Below are 23,108 nucleotides of genomic sequence, written 5' to 3' on the forward strand. Positions count from 1 at the left end.
CATGCCGGCGTTCCCAGAGCGGGGCCGGAAGGGGTGAAGGCGGTGCGGTTGGTCAGGGCGCGTCGGCCTGATGGTTTTTGCGTCCGTACATGGACAAGTCGGCCAGGCGCAGGAGCGTAGCCATGTCCTGGGGCGACTGCGGATCAAAGCCCACGCAGCCATGGGTGATGCCCATGGCGTAGGGCAGGCGTCCCTCGCGGTTGATGTCCCGGATGCGCTCGTCCACCTGGTTCCAGACCCGATTGGCTTCGACCTGGCCGCAGCCCGGGAAGACGACGACAAACTCGTCGCCTCCGACGCGGTAGATCTCGTCGCTGGAACGGATCGAGGAGCGCAGGACGGCCACAACCTCCTTGAGGTAGGTGTCCCCGTGCAGATGGCCGTGGGTGTCGTTGACGTGCTTGAGCTTGTCCACGTCCACGAAGCAGAGCATGAATCGCTCCCCGCGCTCCGTGGACGAGGCGATCGTGCGCGGCATCTCCGACTCGAAGGCTGCGCGCGTGAAGGCCCCGGTCAGGGGATCGATGCGCACCGTGCGCTCCAGGTGGCGGCGTTTGCGCCGCTGCCAGCCGTAAAAGCCGAGGAAGGCCATCAGGAGCAGGACGATGATGGCCATGAGGATCACGATGGTCCAGACGGCCCGGGTGTAGCGGGCCGATTCCGCGTCGTCGTTGATGAGAACGGCGTCCTGGGGCAGCGGGCGGCGATTCAGGCCGAAGCGCCGCATGACGCCGGCGTCGAAGATGAGGCTTTTGGGGCTTTCCACGATGACGGGCAGGTCGCGGGCGCTCTTGCCGGACAGGATTTGCCGGGCCAGGGAGCCGGCCGACAGCCCCTGATGGTACCCGCTGGTCACGACGCCGCCCACGGTCCCCGCCCCGAGGTAGAAGTCCCAGAAGGAGAAGACCGGCACGGGGCTGACTCCGACGATTTTCGCGCAGCTTTCATCGTAGGTGAAGGTGTTGCCGTCCTTGTCCCGGTTCATGCTCATGAGCAGGATGATGGCGTCGGGAGGCAGGGATGCCAGCCGTTCCAGCAGGCGGGTCATGGACATGTTCTGAAGCATTTCCACCCGCAACCGTTCGGGCAGGAGGGGGCGCACCTCCTCGAAGCGCTTCAGGTTGCCCAGGCCCGTGGGCGTGGCGTCGTTGATGACGACGAGGTGCCGGGCGCCCGGCACCAGATCCGTCGCGGCCTTCACGGTGCCGACGATGTCGTAGGATTCGAGCACCCCGGTGATGTTCTCGGCGGCCATGGCCGGCGGGTTTTCGAGGTAGTTGACCCCGCAGAAGACAATGGGGGCGCCCGGGAAAAGGGCCTTGCGGTACTGACGGGCGAAGTTGAAGGCATTGTCGTCGGAGGTCAGGACCGCCGAAAATTTTGTGAAGCGGTACTTTTCGCGCAGCAGGAGGTAGTTCAGGTAGGTGAATTCGGCTTCGGGATGCCGTTTGGTATCCATGTACTCGACATGCAGTTCCGTGCCGCCCGGAAAATTCGCCAGGTTTTCCGTGATGCCGCGCAGGATGTCGTCCGTCCAGCGGAAGCCCGCATTGTAGGAGTGCAGGACCAGAATGTCCCGGCGCGTTCCCTGCCCGACGTTGAAGAAACGGGTTTCCTCGGGAAACTGGATGGTGGAGAGGCCGAAACGCGCCATCTCACGGACGTCGACTTCGAGAGCGACGACATCGTCGACGACCACGGGAATCCGTGACGGGCTTTCCCCCGACAGGATGCGCGCCGCCAGGTTTCCGGCGATGCGCCCCTGAGCGTACCCGCTCGTCAGGTAGCCGCCCAGAAGCCCGTGGCCCATGAGGAAGTTCCAGGCGCCGAAGACCGGCGTCGGGCTGGCCTTGGAGACGACGCCCATGGCCTCTGCGGGTTCGTAGACGTTGCCGTTGCGGTCGCTGGAGTAGAGCAGGAAAAGCAGGCCCGTTTCCGGCCGCAGGCCGGACACCTCGCGCGCCAGCTGCGGCAGGGGCAGGTCGTCGAGGACCCGGAGGGAGAGATCCGCGGGAAAGACGGTGCGCAGGTCCGCGAGGATGGCCTGTCCGGTGTCGGTGCGGTCCACGATCACGGCCACCTCGCGCAGGTTCGGCTTCAGGCTGCGCATGAGACGGATGGTCGCCGGAAGGTCCGCGTGCTCGCGCACTCCCGTCATCCAGGGCGGCACGGCCGGCAGGGGGCTGGCGTTGACGCCGCAGAAGACCGTCGGGACGCTCCCGAACATTTCCTCGCCGCGCCCCAGCATCAGCTTGAAGGCTGCTTCGTCCACAGCCACTACGAGGTCCGGACGCATGAAGGCGTATTTGCGCTTCAAACAGTCCGGCAGGCTGTCAATGTAGGTTTGGTCGAGGTTGCGCTTGGTATCCAGGTGCTCGACCCTGATGACGAGCTCCGGGTCGAACTGATGCAGGCTGGTCTCCAGGGCGTGCAGGATGTCGTCGGACCACTTGTAGCCGGGATGGTAGGAATTGAGGACAAGCACCTGGCCGGCGCCCTGTGCCCCTTGCGGGCACAGGGCGAGGAAAACGACCGCCAGGATGGACAGCAGCACGCAGCGAAAGGGGCTCCAGGCGGCCGTTCCGGGATCAGCCAAGGAGCGTCTCTCCCTGCAGCACGCTTCCGGCGGGCACCACGGCCTGGACCGGCCCTTTGTTGACGATGCGCACGTCGCCGACGCAGCGCACCCCCTCCTCGAAGCGCACGTCCCCTTCGACCTTCAGGCTCGCGCAATCCAGCAGGGACGGCGGGGTCTGGGGGAAGCGCTCGAGAAAGGCGTCGATCTTCTTGAAGAACTTTCCGTCCAGGGAAACCTCCGGCATGGCGTCCTTGCGCAGCGGGTTGGGCACGATGGTGTCACGCTCCGTGCGGATGAAGCAGTCGGACATGACCAGCAGCAGGTCGTTCGTGGTCTTGACCGGGGCGAAGCGCTTGCGGGGCACGATGACGGCCTGGGCGTTCAGGAAGTTGGTGATGGCCGAGCCCATGGCCGTCTCCAGCTGGAAGACCTTGGGCGAGGCAGGGTCGCGCGGGTCCAGGGTCTTGGGGTTGATGATGAGGTCCAGCGGCATCATGCGGTGGGACACGAAGACCGACTGCAGCACGCGCAGGTCGACCCAGATGGAATTGGTGTTGAAGAAGCGGTACTTGCCGATGTCGCCGAAGGAGTCCATCTCCTGGTCCGGGCACTGGGCCACCTCGCGCAGGGCCAGCTGGTTGTTCTTCTTCAGGCGGCAGAGGTGACCTCCCTTCTTGTCCTGCTCCGTGCGCCGGGCCACCTCCATGAGGAAGGGCAGCTTGTGGTGAACCATGTAGCCGAGCAGCCGGCGGTTCATGATGGCCCCGAGGTTGTCGGAGTTGGAGATGAAGGCGTAGTTGTAGCCCTTGTCCAGCAGGGCGTCGAGAATGCCCGAGGTGATCATGGCCGTGTAGATGTCGCCGTGGCCGGGGGGGTTCCACTCCAGCTCGGGGTTCTGGGGCCAGGAGGCCGGGGAGTGGTCCTTGGCCATGATCTTTGGGTAGCGGTGCTGGAGAAAGGCCAAGTCGATGCCGGTGGTGCCGTTGTTGAAGTTCCCGACCTTGAGCATGGTGTCCATGTGGGTCTTGAAGCTGTTCATGAAGATCTGCGGGAACTCCACGCCGTAGTGGGCACGCACGGTCTTGGCCTGCAGGAGGATGAGGTCCAGGAAGCTCAGGCCGTCCTTGACCGGGATGAGGGATTTGGCCGACTCCAGGCCCATGCTCGTGCCCAGGCCGCCGTTGAGCTTGATGACCGCGGTCTGCTCCAGGGCCTTTTCGCCGACGTCCTTGAACTGGTCCATGGCGTCGTAATCGGCCAGTTCGACGTCCTCGACGGGCAGGATGTCGCGGTCCGAGAGCTTGCCTTGGGCGCCGTAGAGGAACTGGTTGAAGTAGCACTTGAAGGTGTTGATGACGATGGGCGGCAGTCCCTGCTGTTCCATCTTCAGGGCGAAGGGGCGGAAGAGGGTGGAGAGCTTGGGGTCGTCGACGCTGACGCAGCTTATATCCTTTGCCATGAGGTTTCCTTGGTGATTGAGGTTTCGCGTGCGCACGTCCGGGCCGGTGCGCGAGCATCCCGATTCGGGTCGCGGATGTGTGCCAGAAATAGTTCAACAAAGTCGGTTCGTCCATATGGCCGAAGGACGAAAGTGGAACATTTTTCTTCGTTTGCGCAAAAAAAGCTGCCAGACGGGAGCCCACCCGCCTTTGTCAGGGGTGGACGGGGAGGCTGACGGTCATGATCGCCCGGCCTTCCGCGCGGGTCAGCAGGAGATGGCCGCCTATGCGCTCCACCAGGCGGGAGCACATGGCCAGGTTCACCTCCTCGTCCTCGAAGGGCATGAACAGGCGGTATTCGTCCACGGCCGCGTCCCCGACGGGGCTCATGGTCAGGGTCACGTGGAGCAGGCCTGCGGCCGCGGACGCCGTGATGTGGATGGAGCCCGACTCGGCCACGACGTCGGCACCATGGCCGAGGAGATAGATGAAGATGCGGTGCAGGAACTCCTGGTCCGCCAGGACGGGCGGCAGATCGTCGTCGATCTCGTTTCTGCAGGCGATGGACTTGTGCTCCAGGCGGATGGACAGCAGGCGCATGACGAAGTCGAGGGTTGCGGGCACGGAGCAGCGCGTCAGAGTCACGGCCAGGGGTTCGAGGTAGGCGTTGACGCGTTGCACCAGGCGTTCGAGACGGTTGCATTCGTCCATGATGACCTCGGTCTCGCGGGCATCGGGGTACCTGGCCCGCAGCTGCCGGGCGAAGCCGCCCAGGGAGACGAGGGGGTTGCGGATCTCGTGAGCCACCTCTTCGGTCATGCTGCGCAGCATGTTCAGACGCTCGTTCTGAATGAGCACCTTATCCATGTAGGCATTGCGGGTCACGTCCTGGATCATGCCCTCCATGCGGTCCGGGGCGTCGTCCCCGCGGTGCGGGCTGGGTATGGACTGGATGCGCAGCTCGATTTCGTACCCCTTTTTGTGCAGAAATCGGAAATCCAGCCGGAACTCCGTGGCGTTGGCTTTGAAACCGTTCTTCAGGCCGGCCGTGAACTTCCTTCGGTCCGCAGGCGCGATGCGCTTCAGGAAGGCCATGGGCTCCTGCTGTATCTCTTCGGGCGTGTAGCCGAGGATGTCCAGGGTGGCGCGGTTCAGGAACTCGAACTCCCGGTTGCGGTTGATGCTGAAGATGATGACCGGCAGGTTCTGCACGAGACGGAAAAGGTGCTCCTGGCTGTCCTGCACCCGTTGCGTGAGTCGGGCCTGGGCCAGGCAGTTGCGCACGGCGTTGAGAAAGACGTCCATGCTGGCGATGGGCTTGGTGACGTAGTCCCAGGCGCCAGCCTTGAAGGCTTCGATGGCCGCGTCGATGTGCGTCCGGCCCGAGACGATGATGACGGGCGTGGCCGGGCGGAGCCTTTTCATGGCCGAGAGCAGTTCGAGGCCGTCGCCGCCGGGGATGCCGAGGTCCAGCAGGACCAAGTCCGCAGGCCCCAGTTCGAAAAGCTCCAGGGCCTGGTGGGCCTGCGCCGCCTCGCATACGGCGAAGCCGGCGTCCTGCAGGAAATGGCGCAGCGCCTCGCGGAAGGTCGCCTCGTCCTCGATGATCAGTATGGAATCGACCATGTTCAAGCCTCTGCCGTCCGGCGCCCTATGCGCGGGGCATGATGATGGAAAAGATGTTCATGGGCGCTTCGTAGGCGTAGCCGACCCGGCCGCGGTGGAGTTCGACGATCTGCTTGACGAAGGACAGGCCGTGGCCGCTTCCGTCCACGCTGTCCGTCTCCGCCGACCGGAACCCCTCGTCGAAGAGGCGGGCCTGCTCCTCGGGGGGAATCTCGGGACCCGTGGTGGCCACGAAGACGCGGACCCCTTCCCTGCCCTGACCGAAGGAGTCCGGCACGGTCTCCCATCCGTAGCGCATGAGCTTCTCGCCGGTCCCGCCGTCCTGGCCGGCTGGCCTGGTGTACTTGATGGCGTTGGCCAGCAGGTTGGCAAAGACCTGGGAAAAGAGCCCCAGGTCCGCCTGCAGCACGACGTCCTCGTCAATGCGCACGTCCGGGGCGACCTCGATGCGGATGCCTTGGGCGCGGAACATGGACAGGAAGCGCTCGATCTGGGGTTCGAAGATCTGGCTCTTGAAACGGCACGGCTTGAGGAGGAGGTCGTAGCCGCCTTTCTCGAAATGGCTGCGCCGCAGCAGGCTTTCCAGGAACAGGCTCGAATGCTGGAAGCGTCTGGAGATGGTCTTCTGCAGGGCCAGCAGGTCCCGGGCCAGGACGGGCAGTTCGAGACGCGCGTCGCGGTCCGGGGCGTCGCGCCTGGGCGGGGCGAGCCCGTCGATCCTGTGCTGCAGTTGGGTCAGCTGGCGTTCCAGCTGCAGGAAAAGAAGCTTGAACTGGATATTGGGCACGATGACGTTGTGCCCGATGTCACGAACCAGGTTGTTGATGAAGGTGAGGCGCTTGCGGTTGCTCACGGCCGTCAGCTTGACGGCCATGACGCGGGCGGCCCCGCGCGCGTACTCCAGCCAGAACGCATCCTCGTCCGGCGGCACTTCGCGGTGCAGGGACAGGGCGCCGAGCAGCGTCGGCTCCTGTTCGGCGTCGCAGATGGTCACGATGGTGGCCCCGTCAGTACGGACGATGCCCGGAGACTGGGGGCACGGCGGGTCGGGCAGGCTGAACACCTTTGATCCCTGGGCGCTGGTGGTCCGGCGCAGGCGCAGGTCCCCTTTGGGGCCGCGCATGTACAGGGAGGCGGGCGTTCCCAGGCAGATGTCGGGAACGAGCACGCAGAGGGACTTGAAGTCGCGCAGGGATTCGAATTCCAGGCCCAGTTCGAAGAAGATGTTCAGCGCCGTGAGCCTGTCCGCAGGAAGCCCCTCATCCTTGCGGCGGGCGAGACGTTCGAGGATTCTGGTGCGGATGTGGGCGCGTTTTGGCGGCGCGGGCTGCATGGAACACTCCTTGCCGGGCTGGGCCGAACGTCGTCAGCATAGCCCAGGCGCAGGCCTCCCGCAATCAGGGTTTGCGCGTTTTGCCCCGCACGTCGTACTTTTTCGGGTCGAGGTTGTATTTCTTGATCTTGTAGTTGATGATCCGGTAGCTGGCGCGCAGCTCCCGGGCCACCTGCAGCATGTTGCCACCGCACTTCTGCAGGGCCTCCACGAGGATCTCCTGTTCGAACTTGCCCACGGCCTCGCCGAAGGACAGCTGGTTGTCCGTGGCCGAACTCTCGGCCGTCTGCAGGGTCGGGGGCAGATGGTAGGTGCGGATGGCCTCCTCGTTGCAGATCAGCGCCGCGCGCTCCATGCAGTTGCGCAGTTCGCGCACGTTGCCCGGCCACTGGTACTGGGTCAGGAGGTCGATGGCCGGCATGGAGATGCGCTTGATGTTCTTGGCGTATTCCTTGGAGAAGAACTCCAGGAAGTACTCGGCCAGAGGCAGGATGTCCTCCCGGCGCTCGCGCAGGGGCGGAATGAAGATGGGGAAGACGTTGATGCGGTAGTAGAGGTCCTCGCGGAAGCGGCCCGACTGGATGAGGTTCTCCAGGGGCTGGTGCGTGGCGCAGATGATGCGCACGTCGACCTTGATGCTCTTTTCGCTGCCCAGGCGCTGGATCTCGCCCTCCTGCAGGGCGCGCAGCAGCTTGGCCTGGGCCTCGGCGCTCAGTTCGCCGATCTCGTCGAGGAAGAGGGTGCCCGTGTGGGCCAACTCGAAGCGGCCCTTCTTGGTGCCCACGGCGCCGGTGAAAGCCCCGCGTTCATGGCCGAAGAGTTCGCTCTCCAGCAGTTCCGAGGGCAGGGCGGCGCAGTTCAGGCGCACCAGGGGCTTGGTGCGGCGGGAGCTGGCGTTGTGGATGGCCTCGGCCAGCAACTCCTTGCCAGTGCCGGATTCGCCGCGAAGCAAAACCGAGGCCTTGCTGGACGCGACCTGCATGATCTGCCCCATGACGAAGGCCATGGCCTTGGAGGTGGCCACGATCTTGGCCTGCATGAGAGCCTTCTCGCGGTCCATGGTCTCGCCCAGGAAACCCATGGAGGCCCACAGCTCCTTCTGGGCCATGTTCTCCTGCAGGTAGGCGGTCTGGCGGGCGATGACCGCGGCCAGCACCTCCAGAAAGGCGCAGTGCATGCGCAGGACGTCCAGGGGCTGGCAGGGGATGTCGGCGCTCAGCACGCCCAGGGCCTCGGTCAAGCCGTCGGCGTTGATGCGCGAAATGGGCACGCAGATGAAGGACAGCTCGGCCAGTTCCTTGGGGGAACGCCCCATGGCCTTGTTCAGGAACCGCTCGTCACGCTCCATGGCCTCGACGATGATGGGCTTGCCGCTGCCCAGGACCTGCCCCGTGACGCCCTGGCCGGGCGTGTAGGTGGCCTTGACCGGCCCCTTGTGCCCGTACGTCAGGTCGAAGCGGATGGTATTGGTCTTGGGGTCGAAGATGGCCAGGGCCATGCGCTTGTACTTCATGGCCTCGGCCGTCATGGACAGCAGGCTGTCCAGGCTCGACTGGAGGGGGCTCAGGGGGTCGAGCTGCTGCACCGTGGCGTGCAGGGTCTGCAGATAGTGCAGAAAATCGTCGGTTGTCATGAGGATTGCGTCCGATATCCCGAAGTTGGTGCGGGCGAAGCCGGCCGCCGCGCGGTTGCGGCGGCGGGCCGTGCATCGGTCTCTAGCCCTGGGTCTTGGCCTTGAGCTTGCCGATCTTGTAGTCGAGGAAGGCGTCGTTCCCGCTGTCCTTGGTCTTCAGGGCCTCGTATTCGGCGATGGCCAGGTCGGACTGCCCGGCCTTTTCCGCGGCGAAGGCCAGATTGGCGGAGATGGCCCCGGCGAACTCCTCGCCGGCGTCCTTCTTCAGGGCGGACAGGATGGTCACGGCGCCGGCGTAGTCGCCCTTGAAGACCAGGGCCTTGGCTTCGCCGAGCCCGGTCACGGTCTTCATGTTCGCGCTCGGGGCCAGGGCCTTCCAGGCGGCGGCGGCCTTGTCGTAGTCGCCTGCGTCCATGAAGATCCGGGCCAGTTCGAGCTGGGCAGCAGGCCGCAGGCTTGCGGGACCGGTCTGGACGAAGGACTGGAGCTTCTCGGCGCGCGCGGCCTGGTCGTCCAGGACCATGATGGAGCCGAGCTGGCTCACGGCCTTCTCGTGCTGGGAAGACTGGTAGGAGGTGACCCCTGTGTACACGGCCACGGCGGCCACGATGCCGCCGACGGCGATGCCGATGGGCTTGATATTGTCGAGGATCTTTTTCAGCAGGGGATGGATGTCCGAGTCCATTTCCTGTTCGATGGTCTTGAGGATATCGAGATGGGGGGTGCGTTCGTCCATGGAAGGCTCCTTAAATTTCAAATTGCCATTATTGTAAAAGCTCTGCCTGTGTATGCGGAATCAGAAAAAAGGTCAAAGGGAATGCTGCGGGAAAAAATATATTGAGATCAATGAGTTTTTGGCGAAAAGGGGGACTGCGCCCCGACCGTTTCTTGCCTGGCGGACGGCCTTGGTATAGTCTTTAATGAACATCATTTTCACGATTCGGCTTTGGACCCCCAGCAGACAGGAGTGACGGATGAATCTGGAAACGCAAATGCGCGAACTGGCCGCGTCGGCCCGGGCGGCGTCGCGGACACTGGCCACGGCCACGGGATGTCAGCGCGACACGGTGCTGACGGTCCTGGCGGGCCTCCTCGAAGAGACCCGCGGTGAGATTTTCGCGGCCAACGCCAAGGACCTCGACGCCGCCAGGGCGGCGGGCCTCGACGAGGCCCGCATCGACCGCCTGCGCATCACCGACAAGGGCGTCGACTCCATGGCCGCGGCCTGCCGGCACGTGGCCGGACTGTCCGACCCCGTGGGCGAGGTCGAGGGCATGATCAAGCGCCCCAACGGCCTGCTCGTGGGCCGCATGCGCATCCCCCTGGGCGTCATCGCCATCATCTACGAGTCCCGGCCCAATGTGACGGTCGACGCGGCCATCCTCTGCCTCAAGGCCGGCAACAGCGTCATCCTGCGCGGCGGCTCCGAGGCCTACCACTCCAACCAGATCCTGGGCGGCCTCCTGCGCAGGGCCCTGGACACGGCCGGGCTGCCCGAGGGCTGCGTGCAGATGGTCCCGACCACGGACCGGGCCGCGGTCAAGCATCTCCTGTCGCTGGACGAGTATATCGACGTGGTCATCCCGCGCGGCGGCGAGGGTCTCATCCGGGCCGTGGTCAAGGACGCGACCATGCCCGTGCTCAAGCACTACAAGGGCGTCTGCCACATTTACGTCCACGCCGACGCGGACCAGGACCAGGCCCTGGCCATCATCGAGAACGCCAAGGTCCAGCGCCCCGGCGTGTGCAACGCACTGGAGTGCCTGCTGGTCCACCGCGAGGCGGCGCAGTCCTTCCTGCCGCGTCTGGCTGAGCGCCTCGCACCCCAGGGCGTGACCTTCCGGGCCTGCCCCCGCTCCCTGGCCCTGCTCGGCCCCTCGGCCCAGCCCGCGGCGGCCGACGACTACGGCCGCGAGTTCCTGGCACTGACCCTGGCCGTCAAGGTCGTGGACACCCAGCGCGAGGCCGAGGAGCACATTGCCGCCCACGGCTCCGGCCATTCGGAAGCCATCCTGACCCGCACCCACGACCGCGCCATGCGTTTCCTGCGCACGGTGGACGCCTCCTGCGTGCTCATCAATGCGTCCACGCGCTTCAACGACGGCGGCGAACTGGGCCTGGGGGCCGAGATCGGGATCAGCACTTCCAAGATCCATTCCTACGGCCCCATGGGTGTAAAGGAACTGACGAGCCTGAAGTTCATCGTCTTCGGCGAAGGACAGGTGCGTGCCTAACCCCCTGGCCGGATCGGTCGGGATACTCGGCGGCACGTTCAACCCCGTGCACAACGGCCACCTGCGCATGGCCCTGGAGGCCAGGGAGGCCCTGGGCCTGGCGCGGGTGGACCTGATGCCCGCCCGCATCCCGCCGCACAAGGGCGAGGTGGGCTTGCTGGATTTCGACACACGCCTGGGCCTGCTGCGCGAGGCGGTCGAAGGCGTGGACGGCCTGGGGGCGAGCGACTTCGAGGGCGGGATGCCGGTTCCGTCCTACTCCTTCGCCACGCTGACCCGCCTGCGCGAGTTCGCCCCGGACGTGAACCACGTCTTCATCCTCGGCAGCACGGATCTGCTGACCCTGCCCGAATGGCACCGCGGGCTCGAACTGCCACTGCTGGCGGATCTGGCCGTGGTGGACCGCATGGGCATCGGGCTTGACAGGGTCGACGGCTTTCTGGACGAACACTGGCGTTTTGAGAAGGAGGGTCCCGGCCTGCGGCGCATCGCCGGCGGCCGGCTCGTGGCCTTCGTGAGCATGCCGCGGCTTGACATCAGCGCGAGCATGGTGCGGGACAAGTTTTGCGCGGGCCTGGAGACATCCGGGCTCGTGCCCGAGGCGGTCAGGCGCAGGTTGCGGGACGAATCCCGCGTCTTCCTGGACTGCTGGCAATCACAACCCTGACGGAGGAATCATGGTCGGACATATCGTGATGTGGAAACTGAAGGACAGCGCCGAGGGCAAGACCGCGGCCGAAAACGCGAAGATCATGAAGGACATGCTGTCCGCCCTGCCTGGGCTCATCCCCGAGCTGCGCACCCTGGTCGTGAGCGCGGACGTATTCGCATCCATCCCGGAGACCCAGGTCGTGCTGTACACCGTCTTCGACTCCCCCGAAGACCTGCAGACCTACCAAGTCCATCCCGAACACCAGAAATGCGTGTCCTTCGTCTCCGCCGTCGCGGCCGAGAGAAGGGTGGTGGACTACAACTTCTAGCCTTCCGGCCCGCTCCCTCTGAAATGAAAAACCCCGTCGCGAGACGGGGTTTTTCGTTGCCCTACCCTGCCAGCAGGGCCACCTTGACCTGTTTGACGCCGAAGTTCTTGGCTTTCTCGGTGTCCGGGAAGAAGATATCCACGCGCTGCGTGTGGCGCTTGGACATGAGATCGGCAATCTCGAAGATCCCGTGCCCTTTGACGTAGACCTTCTTTCCGAAGACCCAGCCCTGGTCGAAGAGGTCTCGGCTGACGGCGACGATGCCGGGCCGGGCCTTGACCATACTTGCGGTGACATGCGGATCGGGTCCGCATTCGGCCTCGGTCGGGCTGTAGGCCGTGACCGTGACCTCCTTGATCTTCATCTGTTCGAGTTCCGCCACCTGGCGGGTCAGTTCCTGCCGTTCCTCGTCGAGGGCCTGGATGCGGGGCAGGTACTGTTGCCGCGCTTCCGACTCGGCCGTCTTCTGCACCCCGAATCCCACCAGGGTGGAAAACATGGCGAAGAAGAGGGAGGTGACGACAAAAGAGCCGTGACCGTTCATATATACCTCGTGATGCTTCAGTTGATGCCGCCGGCGGGAATCGGGAGAGGGGAGACGGGCAGGAGAAAGGGGAGCGGGAAATGCCGGCCGCATGACACAAGAGAGTCCATAACGATTTTGCATGTAACCGATGAAGCGAAGGGAGGCAACCCCAGGGGAAGGGCATTGGATTTGGGGTGGCCCAGGAAGGAAAAGTCATTCCTTCCTGGGGGATGGGATGATTACTTGGTATTTTGGGGTACGAAGTTCAGGGCAGCCGAATTGATGCAGTAGCGCAGGCCGGTGGGCTTGGGCCCGTCCGGGAAGACGTGTCCGAGGTGCCCGTCGCAGACGGCGCAGACCACTTCCGTGCGGACCATGAACCAGGAGCGGTCCTCGTGCGTGGAGACATGCGTCTCGTCGATGGGCTGGAAGAAACTCGGCCATCCCGTTCCGGAGTCGAATTTGGCGTCCGAAGCGAAGAGGGGGGTGCCGCAGCCGGCGCAGGCATAGACCCCGGTCTCGTGATGGTCGTGATACAGGCCCGTGAAGGCGGGTTCCGTGCCCTTTTCGCGCAGCACATGGTACTGCTCGGGCGTCAGGGACTCGCGCCACTGGGCGTCGGTCTTGATGATCTTTTCCATTGCCTCTCCTCCGGCCGGCCAGGTTGAGGCCAAGGCCAGCACCATAATTGTCAAGAGCAGGGCTCGCGGCCCTTTAGCGTTGGCGACAGACATTGCTGTTCTCCTTGTTTCAGGTTTTCTAATGCCGGCGCTGAACCTGTAAAGGAGCACATTCCAGTTGGAATGTTTTCCCGTTCGGGGTACGGACAGCATCAAAAGCAGGAGGATTCATGAACAGCCCGGAGATCAACCATACCGTGGAAGTGCTCAAGGACGATATCCAGCGGCACGTGGCCCTGACCCTCGGCAGCGACCCCTTCCCGCCCCGGCAGATGCACTACTACCTCGGTCTGTGCTACAGCGTGCGCGACCGCCTGGTCAGCAAGTGGCTGGAAACCCAGCGCTCCTACTACGATTCCATCGCCAAGCGGGTCTACTACATGTCCCTGGAATTTCTGCCCGGCAGGTTCCTGATGAACTACATCCAGGCTCTGGGCATCGAGGACGAATGCCGGGAGGCCGTGCGCGATTTCGGTCTGGATCTGGACGAGCTGCTGGAGGAGGAGTGGAACCCGGGCCTGGGCAACGGCGGCTTGGGGCGGCTCGCGTCCTGCTACATGGACTCCATGGCGACGTGCAGGATTCCGGCCTACGGGTACGGCATCCTCTATGATTACGGCATCTTCTATCAGACCATCGTGAACGGCTACCAGCACGAGTGCGCGGACAACTGGCTGCGGCAGGACTCGCCGTGGGTCCTTCGCCGCGTAAACTTCATGTATCGCATTCACTTTTACGGACGCAGTGAGGTCTATCAGGACAGCGCCGGCCTGGAGCGGTTCCGCTGGGTCGACACGGACTCGGTCATGGCCATGGCCTGCGACATCATGGTCCCGGGGTACCTGAACGGTAACGTGACCAACATGCGGCTGTGGAAAGCCATCTCCACCCGCGATTTCGAGCTGGAGGTCTTCAACCGCGGCGACTACATCGGCGCAGTGCAGGCCAAGGCCGAGAGCGAGAACATCTCCAAGGTCCTCTATCCCAACGATCAGAGCGCCCGCGGCAAGGAGCTGCGCCTGCGGCAGCAGTATTTCTTCGTAGCCGCGACCTTTCAGGACATCCTGCGCCGCTTCCGCAAGAACAACTACTCATCCTTCGACTGCTTCCCGGACCAGGTGGCCGTGCAGCTCAACGACACGCACCCGGCCATCAGCATCGCCGAGCTCATGCGCCTGCTGGTCGACGACGAGGCCCTGGACTGGGAGCGGGCCTGGGGCATCTGCCAGCGGACCTTCTCCTACACCAACCACACCGTCCTGCCCGAGGCCCTGGAGACATGGTCCGTGGACCTCGTGGGGAACGTCCTGCCGCGGCACATGCAGATCATCTTCGAGATCAACCGCCGCTTCCTGGACGAGGTCGACCGCAGGCACCCCGGCCGCACGGACCTGCTGCGCGCCCTGTCCCTCATCGCCGAAGGGGACCGCAAGCAGGTGCGCATGGCCCACCTGGCCATCGTCGGCAGCCACAAGGTCAACGGCGTGGCGCAGCTGCACTCGAACATCCTGAAGAACAGGCTGTTCCGGGACTTCGACGAGTTTTATCCGGGGCGCTTCATCAACGTGACCAACGGCATCACGCCGCGCCGGTGGATCCTGCAGGCCAACCCGGCCCTGTCCGAGCTCATCACCTCCGTCATCGGCGACGAGTGGATCATGGATCTGGACCGGCTCGACGCCCTGGCGCCCCATGCCGAGGACCCCGATTTCCGGCAACGCTGGCAGGAGGTGCGGCGGCGCAACAAGAAACTCCTGGCCCGCTACGTGCTGCGCAAGCTGGGCGTGGGCCTGAACCCCGCGACCCTCTTCGACATGCACGTCAAGCGCATTCACGAGTACAAGCGCCAGCTCCTGAACGTCCTGCACGTCATCACCCTCTACAACCGCATCCGCACCGAGGCCGGAGGCCACCACACGCCGCGCACCGTCTTCTTCGGGGGCAAGGCGGCGCCGGGGTATTTCCAGGCCAAGCTGATCATCAAGCTCATCAACTCCGTGGCCGCCGTGGTCAACGCGGACCCGGCCGTGGGCAGCGACCTGCGTGTGGTCTTCCTGCCCAACTACTGCGTGTCCCAGGCCGAAAAACTCATCCCCGCGGCGGACCTCTCGGAACAGATCTCCACGGCGGGCATGGAAGCCTCGGGCACGGGCAACATGAAATTCTCCCTGAACGGGGCTCTGACCATCGGCACCCTGGACGGCGCGAACATCGAGATCCGGGAGGCGGTGGGGGAGGAGAATTTCTTCCTTTTCGGTCTGACCGAGGAAGAGGTGGTGGGGATGCGCGTGGACGGGTACGACCCGCGGCAGTACTTCGAACGTTCCCTGGAACTGAAGAAGGCCCTGGACATGATCGCCACGGGCGCGTTCTCGCCCGAGGCGCCGGACCTGTTCAGGCCCATCGTCGATTCCCTGCTGAACCAGGGCGACTACTACATGGTCCTGGCCGACTACGAGAGTTACGTTCACGCCCAGGAAGAGGTCTCGCGGGCCTATGAGGACCAGGAGCGGTGGACGCGCATGTCCATCCTGAACACGGCCCACATGGGGCGGTTCTCCAGCGACCGGGCCATCATGGAATACGCTCGGAACATCTGGCAGGTGACGCCCCTGGCGTGATCCGTCAGCTCCTGGGTCCCAGGTCCAGGATCGCCGCGGCCCAGGCGCCGGCTTCGAGATGGAGCCGGCGCGTCGCGTCCGCGTCCAGGCTCAGGTCCTGGAGCATCCTGTCGGGGCCCTGGCCTTCACCGTCTTCCAGCGCGGGTAGCAGGTTCAGCAGCGGGGCGTATTCCGTGGGTCCCGCCGCCATGAGTGCCTTTTTCTGGGCCTCGGTCAGGGGCAGGCAGGCCAGGGCATCGGACATGTTCACACCGAGGATGGCGTCGAGCAGCGAAAACATGCCCATCAGAAACATCTCGTCGGGCCTGAAATCCCAGAAATCGTTCTGCGCCACGAGCTGTTCGAGGAACCGGCCCCGCCACAGGGAGACGTGCAGGACCTCGCCCTGGATCTCGCCCTGGGCCATGTCTGCCATGAGTACGGCGCGCAGCCAGTTGCGGACGTTGATCCAGCCCAGCAGCGTGATGGCCTGGCGGATGGAGTCGATCTTGCGCATGAAGCCGAAGGCCGGGGAGTTCAGGTACGACAGGAGGCGGTAGGACAGGCTCACGTCGGCCTGGATGGTCCTGGCCAGGGCGTCGAGGTCCGGATTTTCTCCTTCGACGACGCGCAGCAACTGCAGGCGCGAGTTCTGGTGGGAGGACAGCCGGCGGCCGGGGATGATTTCCGCGGTCTTGAAAAAGGACCCCTGGAAGAGGGTCGCGCCGAGGCCGAGCAGGCTCTCCGCCTCGCAGCGCGTGACGACGTTGCGGACCAGGCAATCCTTCGCCGCGGCGCCGCGCTTCAGGGCTTCGGGCAGGCCGGCGTCGGCGATCATGCCGGGCCTGTCCAGGCAGAGTAAGGATGCCGCGTCCAGGCACGAGGCGCCGGGCGTGACCTGCGGGTCCCACTCCAGGGCCAGGGTGTGGCCCTCTCGGACCAGCAGGGCCAGTGACTGGTCCAGGCCCTTGTCCCGCTGGCAGTCGGGGCCGAGGAGGATGACGGACGACTGTGCAGGTATGGCCCGGGGTACGGCCTGTTCCAGCTGCTTCCGGGAATAGGCCAGGAGCATTTTCTTGTTGCGGGCCAGGATGTTCTTCAGGCCTACGTAATCCCCGGCGATCACAACCGTGCCGACGCCTTCCCGGTCGGGCGGGAGGCCGGCCTGGCCCGAAGCGGCCTGGATCTCGTAGCCCCAGACGGATTTTGCGGAGGTGAAAACCGGATTGCGGGACAGCAGATGCAGATTGTCGGCGCCGGGTGCTTGCATCGGACGGACTCCGGGTTGCGGTGGGGAGAAGGTCGCTCTGCCGGAGAGCGTGCACGCGTATGATCTTTAAATCAAGGTCCGGACGGATTGTTAACATTAATGTTCACGACAAAGGAGGCCTCGCGATGCTGCCGATGCGGTCGCGCGCGGTTCGCACGCTTTCTTTGCGGTGGCTGCTGGGTACAAGGATGTATCCAGTCCCAATACATGATTTGCAAAATTGTAATTTTGTTATGATCATCCGGGGAAATAATTCGGTTGCATATTTCAAAAATGTAACCTATTTAACTGTCCAGTTCGGCTGGGGTATATATTTCAGGGTGTTGTCGAAATGGCACTTGGATTGCTTAGTACCTCGCGAACCTGAGCACGGCTCATGCCGGAAACTGCATACACCAACTTGCCCTGGAGGATATCATGAACGGATTAACGGCCCGTCGGGACGCCATCAAGGCCATCACCGACTATAAACCCACGCATGCCCCCCTGAATTTCAAGGAAACCTCCCCGACCGAGGTTTTCGGCAGCAACGTGTTCAACGACAGCGTCATGCGTGAGCGCCTGCCCAAGAACATCTACAAGTCCCTGAAGAAGACCATCGAGCTGGGCGAGAAGCTCGACGCCTCCGTGGCCGACGTCGTGGCCAACACCATGAAGGACTGGGCCATCGAGAAGGGCGCCACCCACTTCACCCACGTCTTTTTCCCCCTGACGGGCCTGACCGCCGAGAAGCACGACTCCTTCCTGGTGCCCGACGGCAAGGGCGGCGCCATCGCCGAGTTCAGCGGCAAGCTGCTCATCCAGGGCGAACCCGACGCCTCCAGCTTCCCCTCCGGCGGCCTGCGCGCCACCTTCGAGGCCCGCGGCTACACCGCCTGGGACGTGACCAGCCCGGCCTACATCCTCGAAAACCCCAACGGCACTGTGCTGTGCATCCCCACGGCCTTCGTGTCCTGGACCGGCGAGGCACTGGACAAGAAGACTCCGCTGCTGCGGTCCATGCAGGCCCTGAACAAGCAGGCCAAGCGCGTCCTGAAGCTCTTCGGCGTCGAGACCAAGCTGCCCATCACCAGCTACGCCGGCCCCGAGCAGGAATATTTCCTCATCGACCGCAACTTCGTCTTCGCCCGCCCCGACCTGCTCATCGCCGGCCGCAGCCTGTTCGGCGCCAAGCCGCCCAAGGGCCAGGAGTTCGAGGACCAGTATTTTGGAGTCGTGCCGCGCCGCGTCCTGTCCTTCATGATGGAAGTGGACCGTGAACTCTTCAAGCTCGGCGTCCCGGTCAAGACCCGCCACAACGAGGTGGCCCCCAGCCAGTTCGAGATCGCGCCCATCTACGAGCAGGGCAACCTGGCCACGGACCACAACCAGCTGGTCATGACCGTGCTGCGCAGCGTGGCCAAGCGCTACGGCATGGTCTGCCTGCTGCACGAAAAGCCCTTCGCCGGCATCAACGGCTCGGGCAAGCACCTCAACTACTCCATCGGCAACGACGAGGTCGGCTGCCTGTTCGATCCCGGCGACACGCCCCATGACAACGCCCAGTTCCTGGTCTTCTGCGCCGCCGCCATCCGCGCCGTGCACAAGTACGGCCCGCTGCTGCGCGCCACCGTGGCCAGCGCCTCCAACGACCACCGCCTCGGCGCCAACGAGGCCCCGCCGGCCATCATGTCCGTCTACCTCGGCGAACAGCTGACCGACGTCTTCGAGCAGTTCAAGAAGGGCGAGGTCAAGAGCTCCAAGCAGAAGGGCGTCATGCACATCGGCGTCGACACGCTGCCCCCGCTGCCCATGGATCCGGGCGACCGCAACCGCACCAGCCCCTTCGCCTTCACCGGCAACCGCTTCGAGTTCCGCGCCGTGGGCTCCTCCATGTCCATCGCCGGCTCCCAGGTGGCCCTGAACACCATGATGGCCGAGTCCCTGGACTACATCGCCACGGAGCTGGAAAAGGCCACTGGCGGCAAGAAGACCAAGCTCAACGCCGCCGTACAGGAACTGCTGCAGAAGCTCATGGTCGAGCACGAAGCCGTCATCTTCAACGGCGACGGCTACTCCGAGAAATGGCACAAGGAAGCCGAGCGCCGCGGCCTGGCCAACCTGAAGGCTACCCCCGACGCGCTGCCCATGCTGTCCGCGCCTTCGACCATCGAGCTCTTCACCAAGTTCGGCGTGCTGACCGAGGCCGAGCTGCGCTCCCGCGAGGAGATCTACCTGGAGCAGTACTGCAAGACCGTCGAGACCGAAGCCAACCTCATGTTGCGCATGGCCAAGACCGTCATCTTCCCGGCCTCCTTCCGTTACCAGAGCGAACTGGCCACGGCCTGCGCGAACCTGAAGGCCATCGGCAAGGAATTCGGCACCACGACCCTCGACCAACTGACCACCAACCTGCGCGCCATGCAGAAGGTCACCTACGAGCTCGAAGCTCTGCTCGAAGCCGACAAGGGCTCCTCGACCATGGAGCACGCCAAGTACTTCCAGAAGACCATCCTGCCGGCCATGGGCGAAGTGCGGAAGCACGCCGACATTCTGGAGACCCTCGTCGCCGACGACCTCTGGACCCTGCCGAGTTACATGGAGATGCTCTTCATCCGCTAACCCTATTTCCGCCGAACCGGCCTGTCGAAGCGCATCCTCCCCTCGCCAGGTTCTTTGCCGAAAACCGGCCGGTTCCGGAAACTCCTCCTCAGGCCGCCCCCACCAGGGGCGGCCGCTTTTTTGGGCGCAGGCCCCGCGTTGACGGCGCGCACGGCTGTGTCTAGATAAGCGGAAGCCCATTTCCACCCCGAACGAGCGAACACCATGGAAATCCTGCGCAAGTGGCTGAACACGGTCTTCTCGGACACGCAGCTGGTCATCCTTCTGCTGGTCCTGGCCATCTGCACGGCCGTCGTCCTGTCCGTCGGCAACCTGCTGGCGCCTGTCATCGCCAGCGTGGTCATCGCCTTCCTGTTGGAAGGACTGGTTCGAACCCTGGAGCGTTTCCGCTGCCCGCGGCTGCTGGCCGTCGGCATCGTCTTCGGGCTCTTCATGCTCTTCCTGGCCGTGCTGCTCCTGGCCCTCATCCCGCTGCTGGCCTCGCAGATCACGGACCTCATCGCGAACATCCCGGCCATCGTGGCGCAGGGACAGACCCTGCTTGAGTATCTGCCCCGGAAGTACCCGTTCTTCACCGAGTCGCAGATCCAGGCCATCGTGGATTCCCTGACGCTGCAGTTTTCGCAGATCGGCCAGAAGGTCCTGGCCTTTTCCCTGTCTTCGGTGCGTTCGGTCTTCTCCTTCGTGGTCTATCTCGTGCTCATGCCCATCCTGGTGTTCTTCTTTCTCAAGGACAAACGGGTCATCCTCGAATGGCTGAGCGGCTTCCTGCCCGCGGACCACACCCTGGCCAGCAAGGTCTGGACGGACTTCAAGACCCAGGCCGGCAACTACGTGCGCGGCAGGATCTGGGAAGTGCTCATCGTCTGGGCCGCGACCTACGCCAGCTTCCTGCTCTTCGGCCTGGACTACGCCATGCTCCTCAGCTTGCTGGTGGGCCTGTCCGTCATCATCCCCTACATCGGAGCCGTGGTGGTGACCGTGCCCGTGGTCATCATCTCCTTCATCCAGTGGGGGCCGGGCGCACAGTTCACCTGGGCCATGATCGCCTACCTGGCCATCCAGCTCCTCGACGCCAACCTGCTCGTGCCGCTGCTCCTCTCGGAGGCCGTGAACCTGCATCCCATCGCCTCCATTACCGCCATCCTCGTCTTCGGCGGCGTGTGGGGCGTGTGGGGCGTCTTTTTCGCCATCCCCCTGGCCACGCTGGCGCAGTCGGTGCTGGAGGCGTGGAAGTTCCAGCGTATGGGCTCGGGGCAGGCCTGACCAAAAAAGGTCCCATGGGTCTCCAGGTCCCCCATGGGCGTTCACCATTCAATCAAGGACACCAAATGAAGAAATACGACGTCTACGGCATGGGCAACGCCCTGGTGGATATGGAATTCGAAGTCTCCGACGCCTTCCTGCAAACCATGGGAGTGGAGAAGGGCTTCATGACCCTGGTCGATGAAGAGCGCCAGTTCGAACTCCTCGAATACCTGCGCGGCGAGCGCAGCAACCGCTCGGGCGGCGGCTCGGCGGCCAACACAGTGGTCGCCAACGCGCTGTTCGGCGGCAGTTCCTTCTACACCTGCCTGGTCAGCAACGACGAGATGGGCGATTTCTACACCCAGGAGCTGGCCAGGGCCGGCGTTGACACCAACTTGGCCGAGCGCCGGGCCGAGGGCGTGACGGGCAAGTGCCTGGTCATGGTCACGCCGGACGCCGAGCGGACCATGAACACGTTTTTGGGCATCTCCGAGTCCCTGTCAGTGGATCAGCTGCGCCCCGAGGCCCTGCGCGATTCCGAGTTCGTCTACTCCGAGGGCTACCTCGTCACCTCGCCCACGGCGCGCCCGGCCGTGGCCGAGGCCATGCGCCTGGCCCGCGAGGCCGGAGTGAAGACGGCGCTCAGCTTCTCGGACCCGTCCATGGTCAAGTATTTCCGCCTGGGCCTGGAAGAGATCATCGGCGAAGGAGTCGACCTGCTGTTCTGCAACCGCGAGGAGGCCCTGCTGTGGGGCGAGTGCCGCACCCTGGCCAAGGCCGTGGACAGCCTGCGCCGCATAGCAGGCAGCTTTGTCGTGACCTTGGGCGGGGAGGGGGCCCTGATCTTCGACGGCTACGCCCTGCACGAGGTCGACCCGTTCCCGGTTACGCCCGTGGACACCAACGGCGCGGGCGACATGTTTGCTGGGGCCTTCCTGCACGGCATCACCCACGGCATGACCTACGCCGAGGCCGGACGCTTCGCGAGCCTGGCGGCATCCAAGGTCGTCACGGTCTTCGGCCCGCGCCTGAAGCCCGAGGAGTATGCCAAGACCCTGGCCGAGTTCCGGGGAGGGCGGTGATCAGGCCATGAACCGCGCAGGAGCCTGAGCGTGTTCGCCGGCATCGAGGACTGGGGTTGGTGGCTGGCGGCGGTCTCGGCCGTGACCTTCGTCGGGTCCCTGGCCGTGGTCCCCATGCTGGCCGTGCGCATCCCGGCGGACTACTTCCGCCGGGACCGGCGCGGCCCTACGCCGTGGCGAAGGAGGCATCCGGTCCTGCGCCTTGCCGTGCTCGTGCTCAAGAACGCCCTTGGCGTGGTCCTGCTCCTGGGCGGGATCGTCATGCTCTTCCTGCCGGGCCAGGGCCTGCTGACCATGTTCCTGGGCATCGTGCTCATGGACTTCCCCGGCAAGTTCGGGTTGGAACGCTATCTCATCTCCCGCGGTCCGGTGCTCAAAAGCATCAACTGGATCCGCAGAAAGGCCGATGTCCGCGAACTCGAAACGGACGGCGACAGCCGGGACCGGACCGCGTGAACCCAGGCCGGTCGGGCGTTTTCCGAGAATTTATCTCGGATTTCGATTTTTAACGAAAAAACCCTTTGACATGAGGCGGATGTCCACATAAAAGCGGTTTCTCGTTGGACGGGGCAGGGCGGTTAGCTCAGCTGGGAGAGCGTCGGCCTTACAAGCCGAATGTCATAGGTTCGATCCCTGTACCGCCCACCAAGAAGACCATGCGGGGTCGTAGTTAAGACGGTTATAACGCCGGCCTGTCACGCCGGAGGCCGTGGGTTCGAGTCCCATCGGCCCCGCCATTAGAGAACAAGGGATTTCAGTCGAAAGACTGGGATCCCTTTTTTCTTGCGTGGGTTTGTGTGTCAGTGTCTTACGAATCAGGGAGAAGCCATCCGGTGACGGGTGGCTTTTTTGTTTGGCTCAAGTACGTATGATCCGGTTGTGCTTGGATGCATTATGTATGACAAAAGAAGGACTTGCCGGTGGTGCAACATATCTTGTAGGGAATTTGCGATTATTATTCGCGTTCGGAAGCGGTAATGCTTTGGAGAAAAGTCAGGGTAGTGTGCGGGATCTTCAGCAAAAAGAAAGACCATGGCATGTGTGGGTTGTACCACCAATCCACAACTCCGGGAGGAGTCTGCCATGGTCAGGAAGAATTCTATTCTATCGTCGTCTGAACTGAAAGGGCTTCTTGAAGGCGAACAGGATGTTTTGAAGGAACTCGTGCGTGCGGTTGTCCAGCAAACGTTGGAGGCCGAGATGGACGCAGCCCTTGGAGCATCCAAGGGTGAGCGCACAGAGGGCCGTCTGGGCTATCGCAGCGGCTATTATGGCCGC

At 64.0% G+C, this 23,108-nt stretch carries 18 protein-coding genes and 2 tRNA genes; 11 read left to right on the forward strand and 9 right to left on the reverse strand.

From position 1 onward, the window contains the following. Positions 1–52: 52 nt before the first annotated feature. From G394_RS0110145 to G394_RS18770, 6 genes are all read right to left on the reverse strand, one after another. Positions 53–2,596 (reverse strand): diguanylate cyclase domain-containing protein, encoded by a 2,544-nt coding sequence (locus G394_RS0110145; RefSeq protein WP_043775443.1) that lies wholly within the window; start codon positions 2,594–2,596, stop codon positions 53–55. Then, positions 2,589–4,037 carry a UTP--glucose-1-phosphate uridylyltransferase gene (locus G394_RS0110150; protein ID WP_043775447.1) on the reverse strand — a complete coding sequence of 483 codons (1,449 nt, stop codon included), beginning with the start codon at positions 4,035–4,037 and terminating at the stop codon, positions 2,589–2,591. The genes G394_RS0110145 and G394_RS0110150 overlap by 8 nt, the downstream gene beginning before the upstream one ends. A 193-nt stretch (positions 4,038–4,230) precedes the next feature. Further along, complete coding sequence (locus G394_RS18760; protein ID WP_051307099.1) at positions 4,231–5,643, reverse strand: response regulator; 1,413 nt, start codon at positions 5,641–5,643, stop codon at positions 4,231–4,233. A 25-nt stretch (positions 5,644–5,668) separates the two neighbouring features. Then, positions 5,669–6,976 (reverse strand): sensor histidine kinase, encoded by a 1,308-nt coding sequence (locus tag G394_RS18765; protein ID WP_043775451.1) that lies wholly within the window; start codon positions 6,974–6,976, stop codon positions 5,669–5,671. Between the two features lie 64 nt (positions 6,977–7,040). Beyond that, positions 7,041–8,609 (reverse strand): sigma-54-dependent Fis family transcriptional regulator, encoded by a 1,569-nt coding sequence (locus tag G394_RS0110165; protein ID WP_028577557.1) that lies wholly within the window; start codon positions 8,607–8,609, stop codon positions 7,041–7,043. Positions 8,610–8,691: 82 nt separating this feature from the next. Beyond that, a complete protein-coding gene (locus G394_RS18770; protein ID WP_051307100.1) occupies positions 8,692–9,345 on the reverse strand; it encodes a tetratricopeptide repeat protein in 654 nt (217 codons plus the stop codon). Between the two features lie 238 nt (positions 9,346–9,583). Between G394_RS18770 and G394_RS0110175 the strand changes: the two genes are divergently transcribed. From G394_RS0110175 to G394_RS0110185, 3 genes are read left to right on the forward strand one after another with little or no spacing between them, the layout of a single operon-like run. Continuing rightward, complete coding sequence (locus tag G394_RS0110175; protein ID WP_028577558.1) at positions 9,584–10,843, forward strand: glutamate-5-semialdehyde dehydrogenase; 1,260 nt, start codon at positions 9,584–9,586, stop codon at positions 10,841–10,843. Then, positions 10,836–11,510 carry a nicotinate-nicotinamide nucleotide adenylyltransferase gene (locus tag G394_RS18775; protein ID WP_051307101.1) on the forward strand — a complete coding sequence of 225 codons (675 nt, stop codon included), beginning with the start codon at positions 10,836–10,838 and terminating at the stop codon, positions 11,508–11,510. Before G394_RS0110175 ends, G394_RS18775 begins: the two co-directional genes overlap by 8 nt. Positions 11,511–11,520: 10 nt before the next feature. Further along, entirely contained in the window at positions 11,521–11,823 is a 303-nt protein-coding gene (locus G394_RS0110185; RefSeq protein WP_028577559.1) for a Dabb family protein, read from the forward strand. Between the two features lie 61 nt (positions 11,824–11,884). Here G394_RS0110185 and G394_RS20200 read toward each other — a convergent pair whose 3' ends face one another. Together G394_RS20200 and msrB are read right to left on the reverse strand one after the other, a co-directional pair. Next, a complete protein-coding gene (locus tag G394_RS20200) occupies positions 11,885–12,367 on the reverse strand; it encodes a 3D domain-containing protein (protein ID WP_051307102.1) in 483 nt (160 codons plus the stop codon). Positions 12,368–12,588: 221 nt separating this feature from the next. Next, positions 12,589–12,990 carry a peptide-methionine (R)-S-oxide reductase MsrB gene (gene msrB / locus G394_RS0110195; protein WP_028577560.1) on the reverse strand — a complete coding sequence of 134 codons (402 nt, stop codon included), beginning with the start codon at positions 12,988–12,990 and terminating at the stop codon, positions 12,589–12,591. A gap of 209 nt (positions 12,991–13,199) precedes the next feature. On the opposite strand from msrB, the gene G394_RS0110200 reads away from it, so the two are divergent. Continuing rightward, positions 13,200–15,650: a glycogen/starch/alpha-glucan phosphorylase gene (locus G394_RS0110200; protein ID WP_028577561.1), complete on the forward strand. Its 2,451-nt coding sequence runs from the start codon at positions 13,200–13,202 to the stop codon at positions 15,648–15,650. A 4-nt stretch (positions 15,651–15,654) separates the two neighbouring features. Here G394_RS0110200 and G394_RS0110205 read toward each other — a convergent pair whose 3' ends face one another. Beyond that, positions 15,655–16,899 (reverse strand): EAL and HDOD domain-containing protein, encoded by a 1,245-nt coding sequence (locus G394_RS0110205; RefSeq protein ID WP_051307104.1) that lies wholly within the window; start codon positions 16,897–16,899, stop codon positions 15,655–15,657. Between the two features lie 417 nt (positions 16,900–17,316). Here G394_RS0110205 and G394_RS0110210 point away from each other — a divergent pair, with 417 nt between their 5' ends. The 7 genes from G394_RS0110210 to G394_RS0110240 all read left to right on the forward strand — a co-directional run. Beyond that, the gene (locus tag G394_RS0110210; protein ID WP_028577563.1) at positions 17,317–19,500 is read left to right on the forward strand and encodes a glutamine synthetase III family protein; all 2,184 of its coding nucleotides are present in this window, start codon (positions 17,317–17,319) and stop codon (positions 19,498–19,500) included. Between the two features lie 204 nt (positions 19,501–19,704). Beyond that, positions 19,705–20,766, forward strand: a complete 1,062-nt coding sequence (locus G394_RS0110215; protein WP_028577564.1) for an AI-2E family transporter — start codon at positions 19,705–19,707, stop codon at positions 20,764–20,766. A gap of 65 nt (positions 20,767–20,831) precedes the next feature. Then, entirely contained in the window at positions 20,832–21,830 is a 999-nt protein-coding gene (locus tag G394_RS0110220; RefSeq protein WP_028577565.1) for an adenosine kinase, read from the forward strand. 30 nt (positions 21,831–21,860) lie between these two features. Continuing rightward, positions 21,861–22,286 carry a PGPGW domain-containing protein gene (locus G394_RS0110225; protein WP_028577566.1) on the forward strand — a complete coding sequence of 142 codons (426 nt, stop codon included), beginning with the start codon at positions 21,861–21,863 and terminating at the stop codon, positions 22,284–22,286. A gap of 116 nt (positions 22,287–22,402) precedes the next feature. After that, positions 22,403–22,478: transfer RNA gene (locus tag G394_RS0110230), tRNA-Val, on the forward strand. 12 nt (positions 22,479–22,490) lie between these two features. Next, positions 22,491–22,567 (forward strand) — tRNA-Asp (locus G394_RS0110235). Positions 22,568–22,913: 346 nt separating this feature from the next. Next, positions 22,914–23,108 (forward strand): transposase (locus tag G394_RS0110240; protein WP_028577567.1); only part of this gene is annotated, 195 nt, incomplete at its 3' end.

Origin of the sequence: Desulfomicrobium escambiense DSM 10707 (assembly GCF_000428825.1) — a bacterium.
Lineage (GTDB): Bacteria > Desulfobacterota > Desulfovibrionia > Desulfovibrionales > Desulfomicrobiaceae > Desulfomicrobium > Desulfomicrobium escambiense.

Bases quoted from the DNA above. Each gene is read 5' to 3' on its own strand.
- msrB (WP_028577560.1), bottom strand. From the start codon at position 12,990: ATGGAAAAGATCATCAAGACCGACGCCCAGTGGCGCGAGTCCCTGACG.
- G394_RS0110165 (WP_028577557.1), bottom strand. From the start codon at position 8,609: ATGACAACCGACGATTTTCTGCACTATCTGCAGACCCTGCACGCCACG.
- G394_RS0110220 (WP_028577565.1), top strand. From the start codon at position 20,832: ATGAAGAAATACGACGTCTACGGCATGGGCAACGCCCTGGTGGATATG.
- G394_RS0110150 (WP_043775447.1), bottom strand. From the start codon at position 4,037: ATGGCAAAGGATATAAGCTGCGTCAGCGTCGACGACCCCAAGCTCTCC.
- G394_RS0110205 (WP_051307104.1), bottom strand. From the start codon at position 16,899: ATGCAAGCACCCGGCGCCGACAATCTGCATCTGCTGTCCCGCAATCCG.
- G394_RS0110185 (WP_028577559.1), top strand. From the start codon at position 11,521: ATGGTCGGACATATCGTGATGTGGAAACTGAAGGACAGCGCCGAGGGC.
- G394_RS18770 (WP_051307100.1), bottom strand. From the start codon at position 9,345: ATGGACGAACGCACCCCCCATCTCGATATCCTCAAGACCATCGAACAG.
- G394_RS0110175 (WP_028577558.1), top strand. From the start codon at position 9,584: ATGAATCTGGAAACGCAAATGCGCGAACTGGCCGCGTCGGCCCGGGCG.
- G394_RS0110200 (WP_028577561.1), top strand. From the start codon at position 13,200: ATGAACAGCCCGGAGATCAACCATACCGTGGAAGTGCTCAAGGACGAT.
- G394_RS18760 (WP_051307099.1), bottom strand. From the start codon at position 5,643: ATGGTCGATTCCATACTGATCATCGAGGACGAGGCGACCTTCCGCGAG.
- G394_RS18765 (WP_043775451.1), bottom strand. From the start codon at position 6,976: ATGCAGCCCGCGCCGCCAAAACGCGCCCACATCCGCACCAGAATCCTC.
- G394_RS0110210 (WP_028577563.1), top strand. From the start codon at position 17,317: ATGAACGGATTAACGGCCCGTCGGGACGCCATCAAGGCCATCACCGAC.
- G394_RS0110215 (WP_028577564.1), top strand. From the start codon at position 19,705: ATGGAAATCCTGCGCAAGTGGCTGAACACGGTCTTCTCGGACACGCAG.
- G394_RS20200 (WP_051307102.1), bottom strand. From the start codon at position 12,367: ATGAACGGTCACGGCTCTTTTGTCGTCACCTCCCTCTTCTTCGCCATG.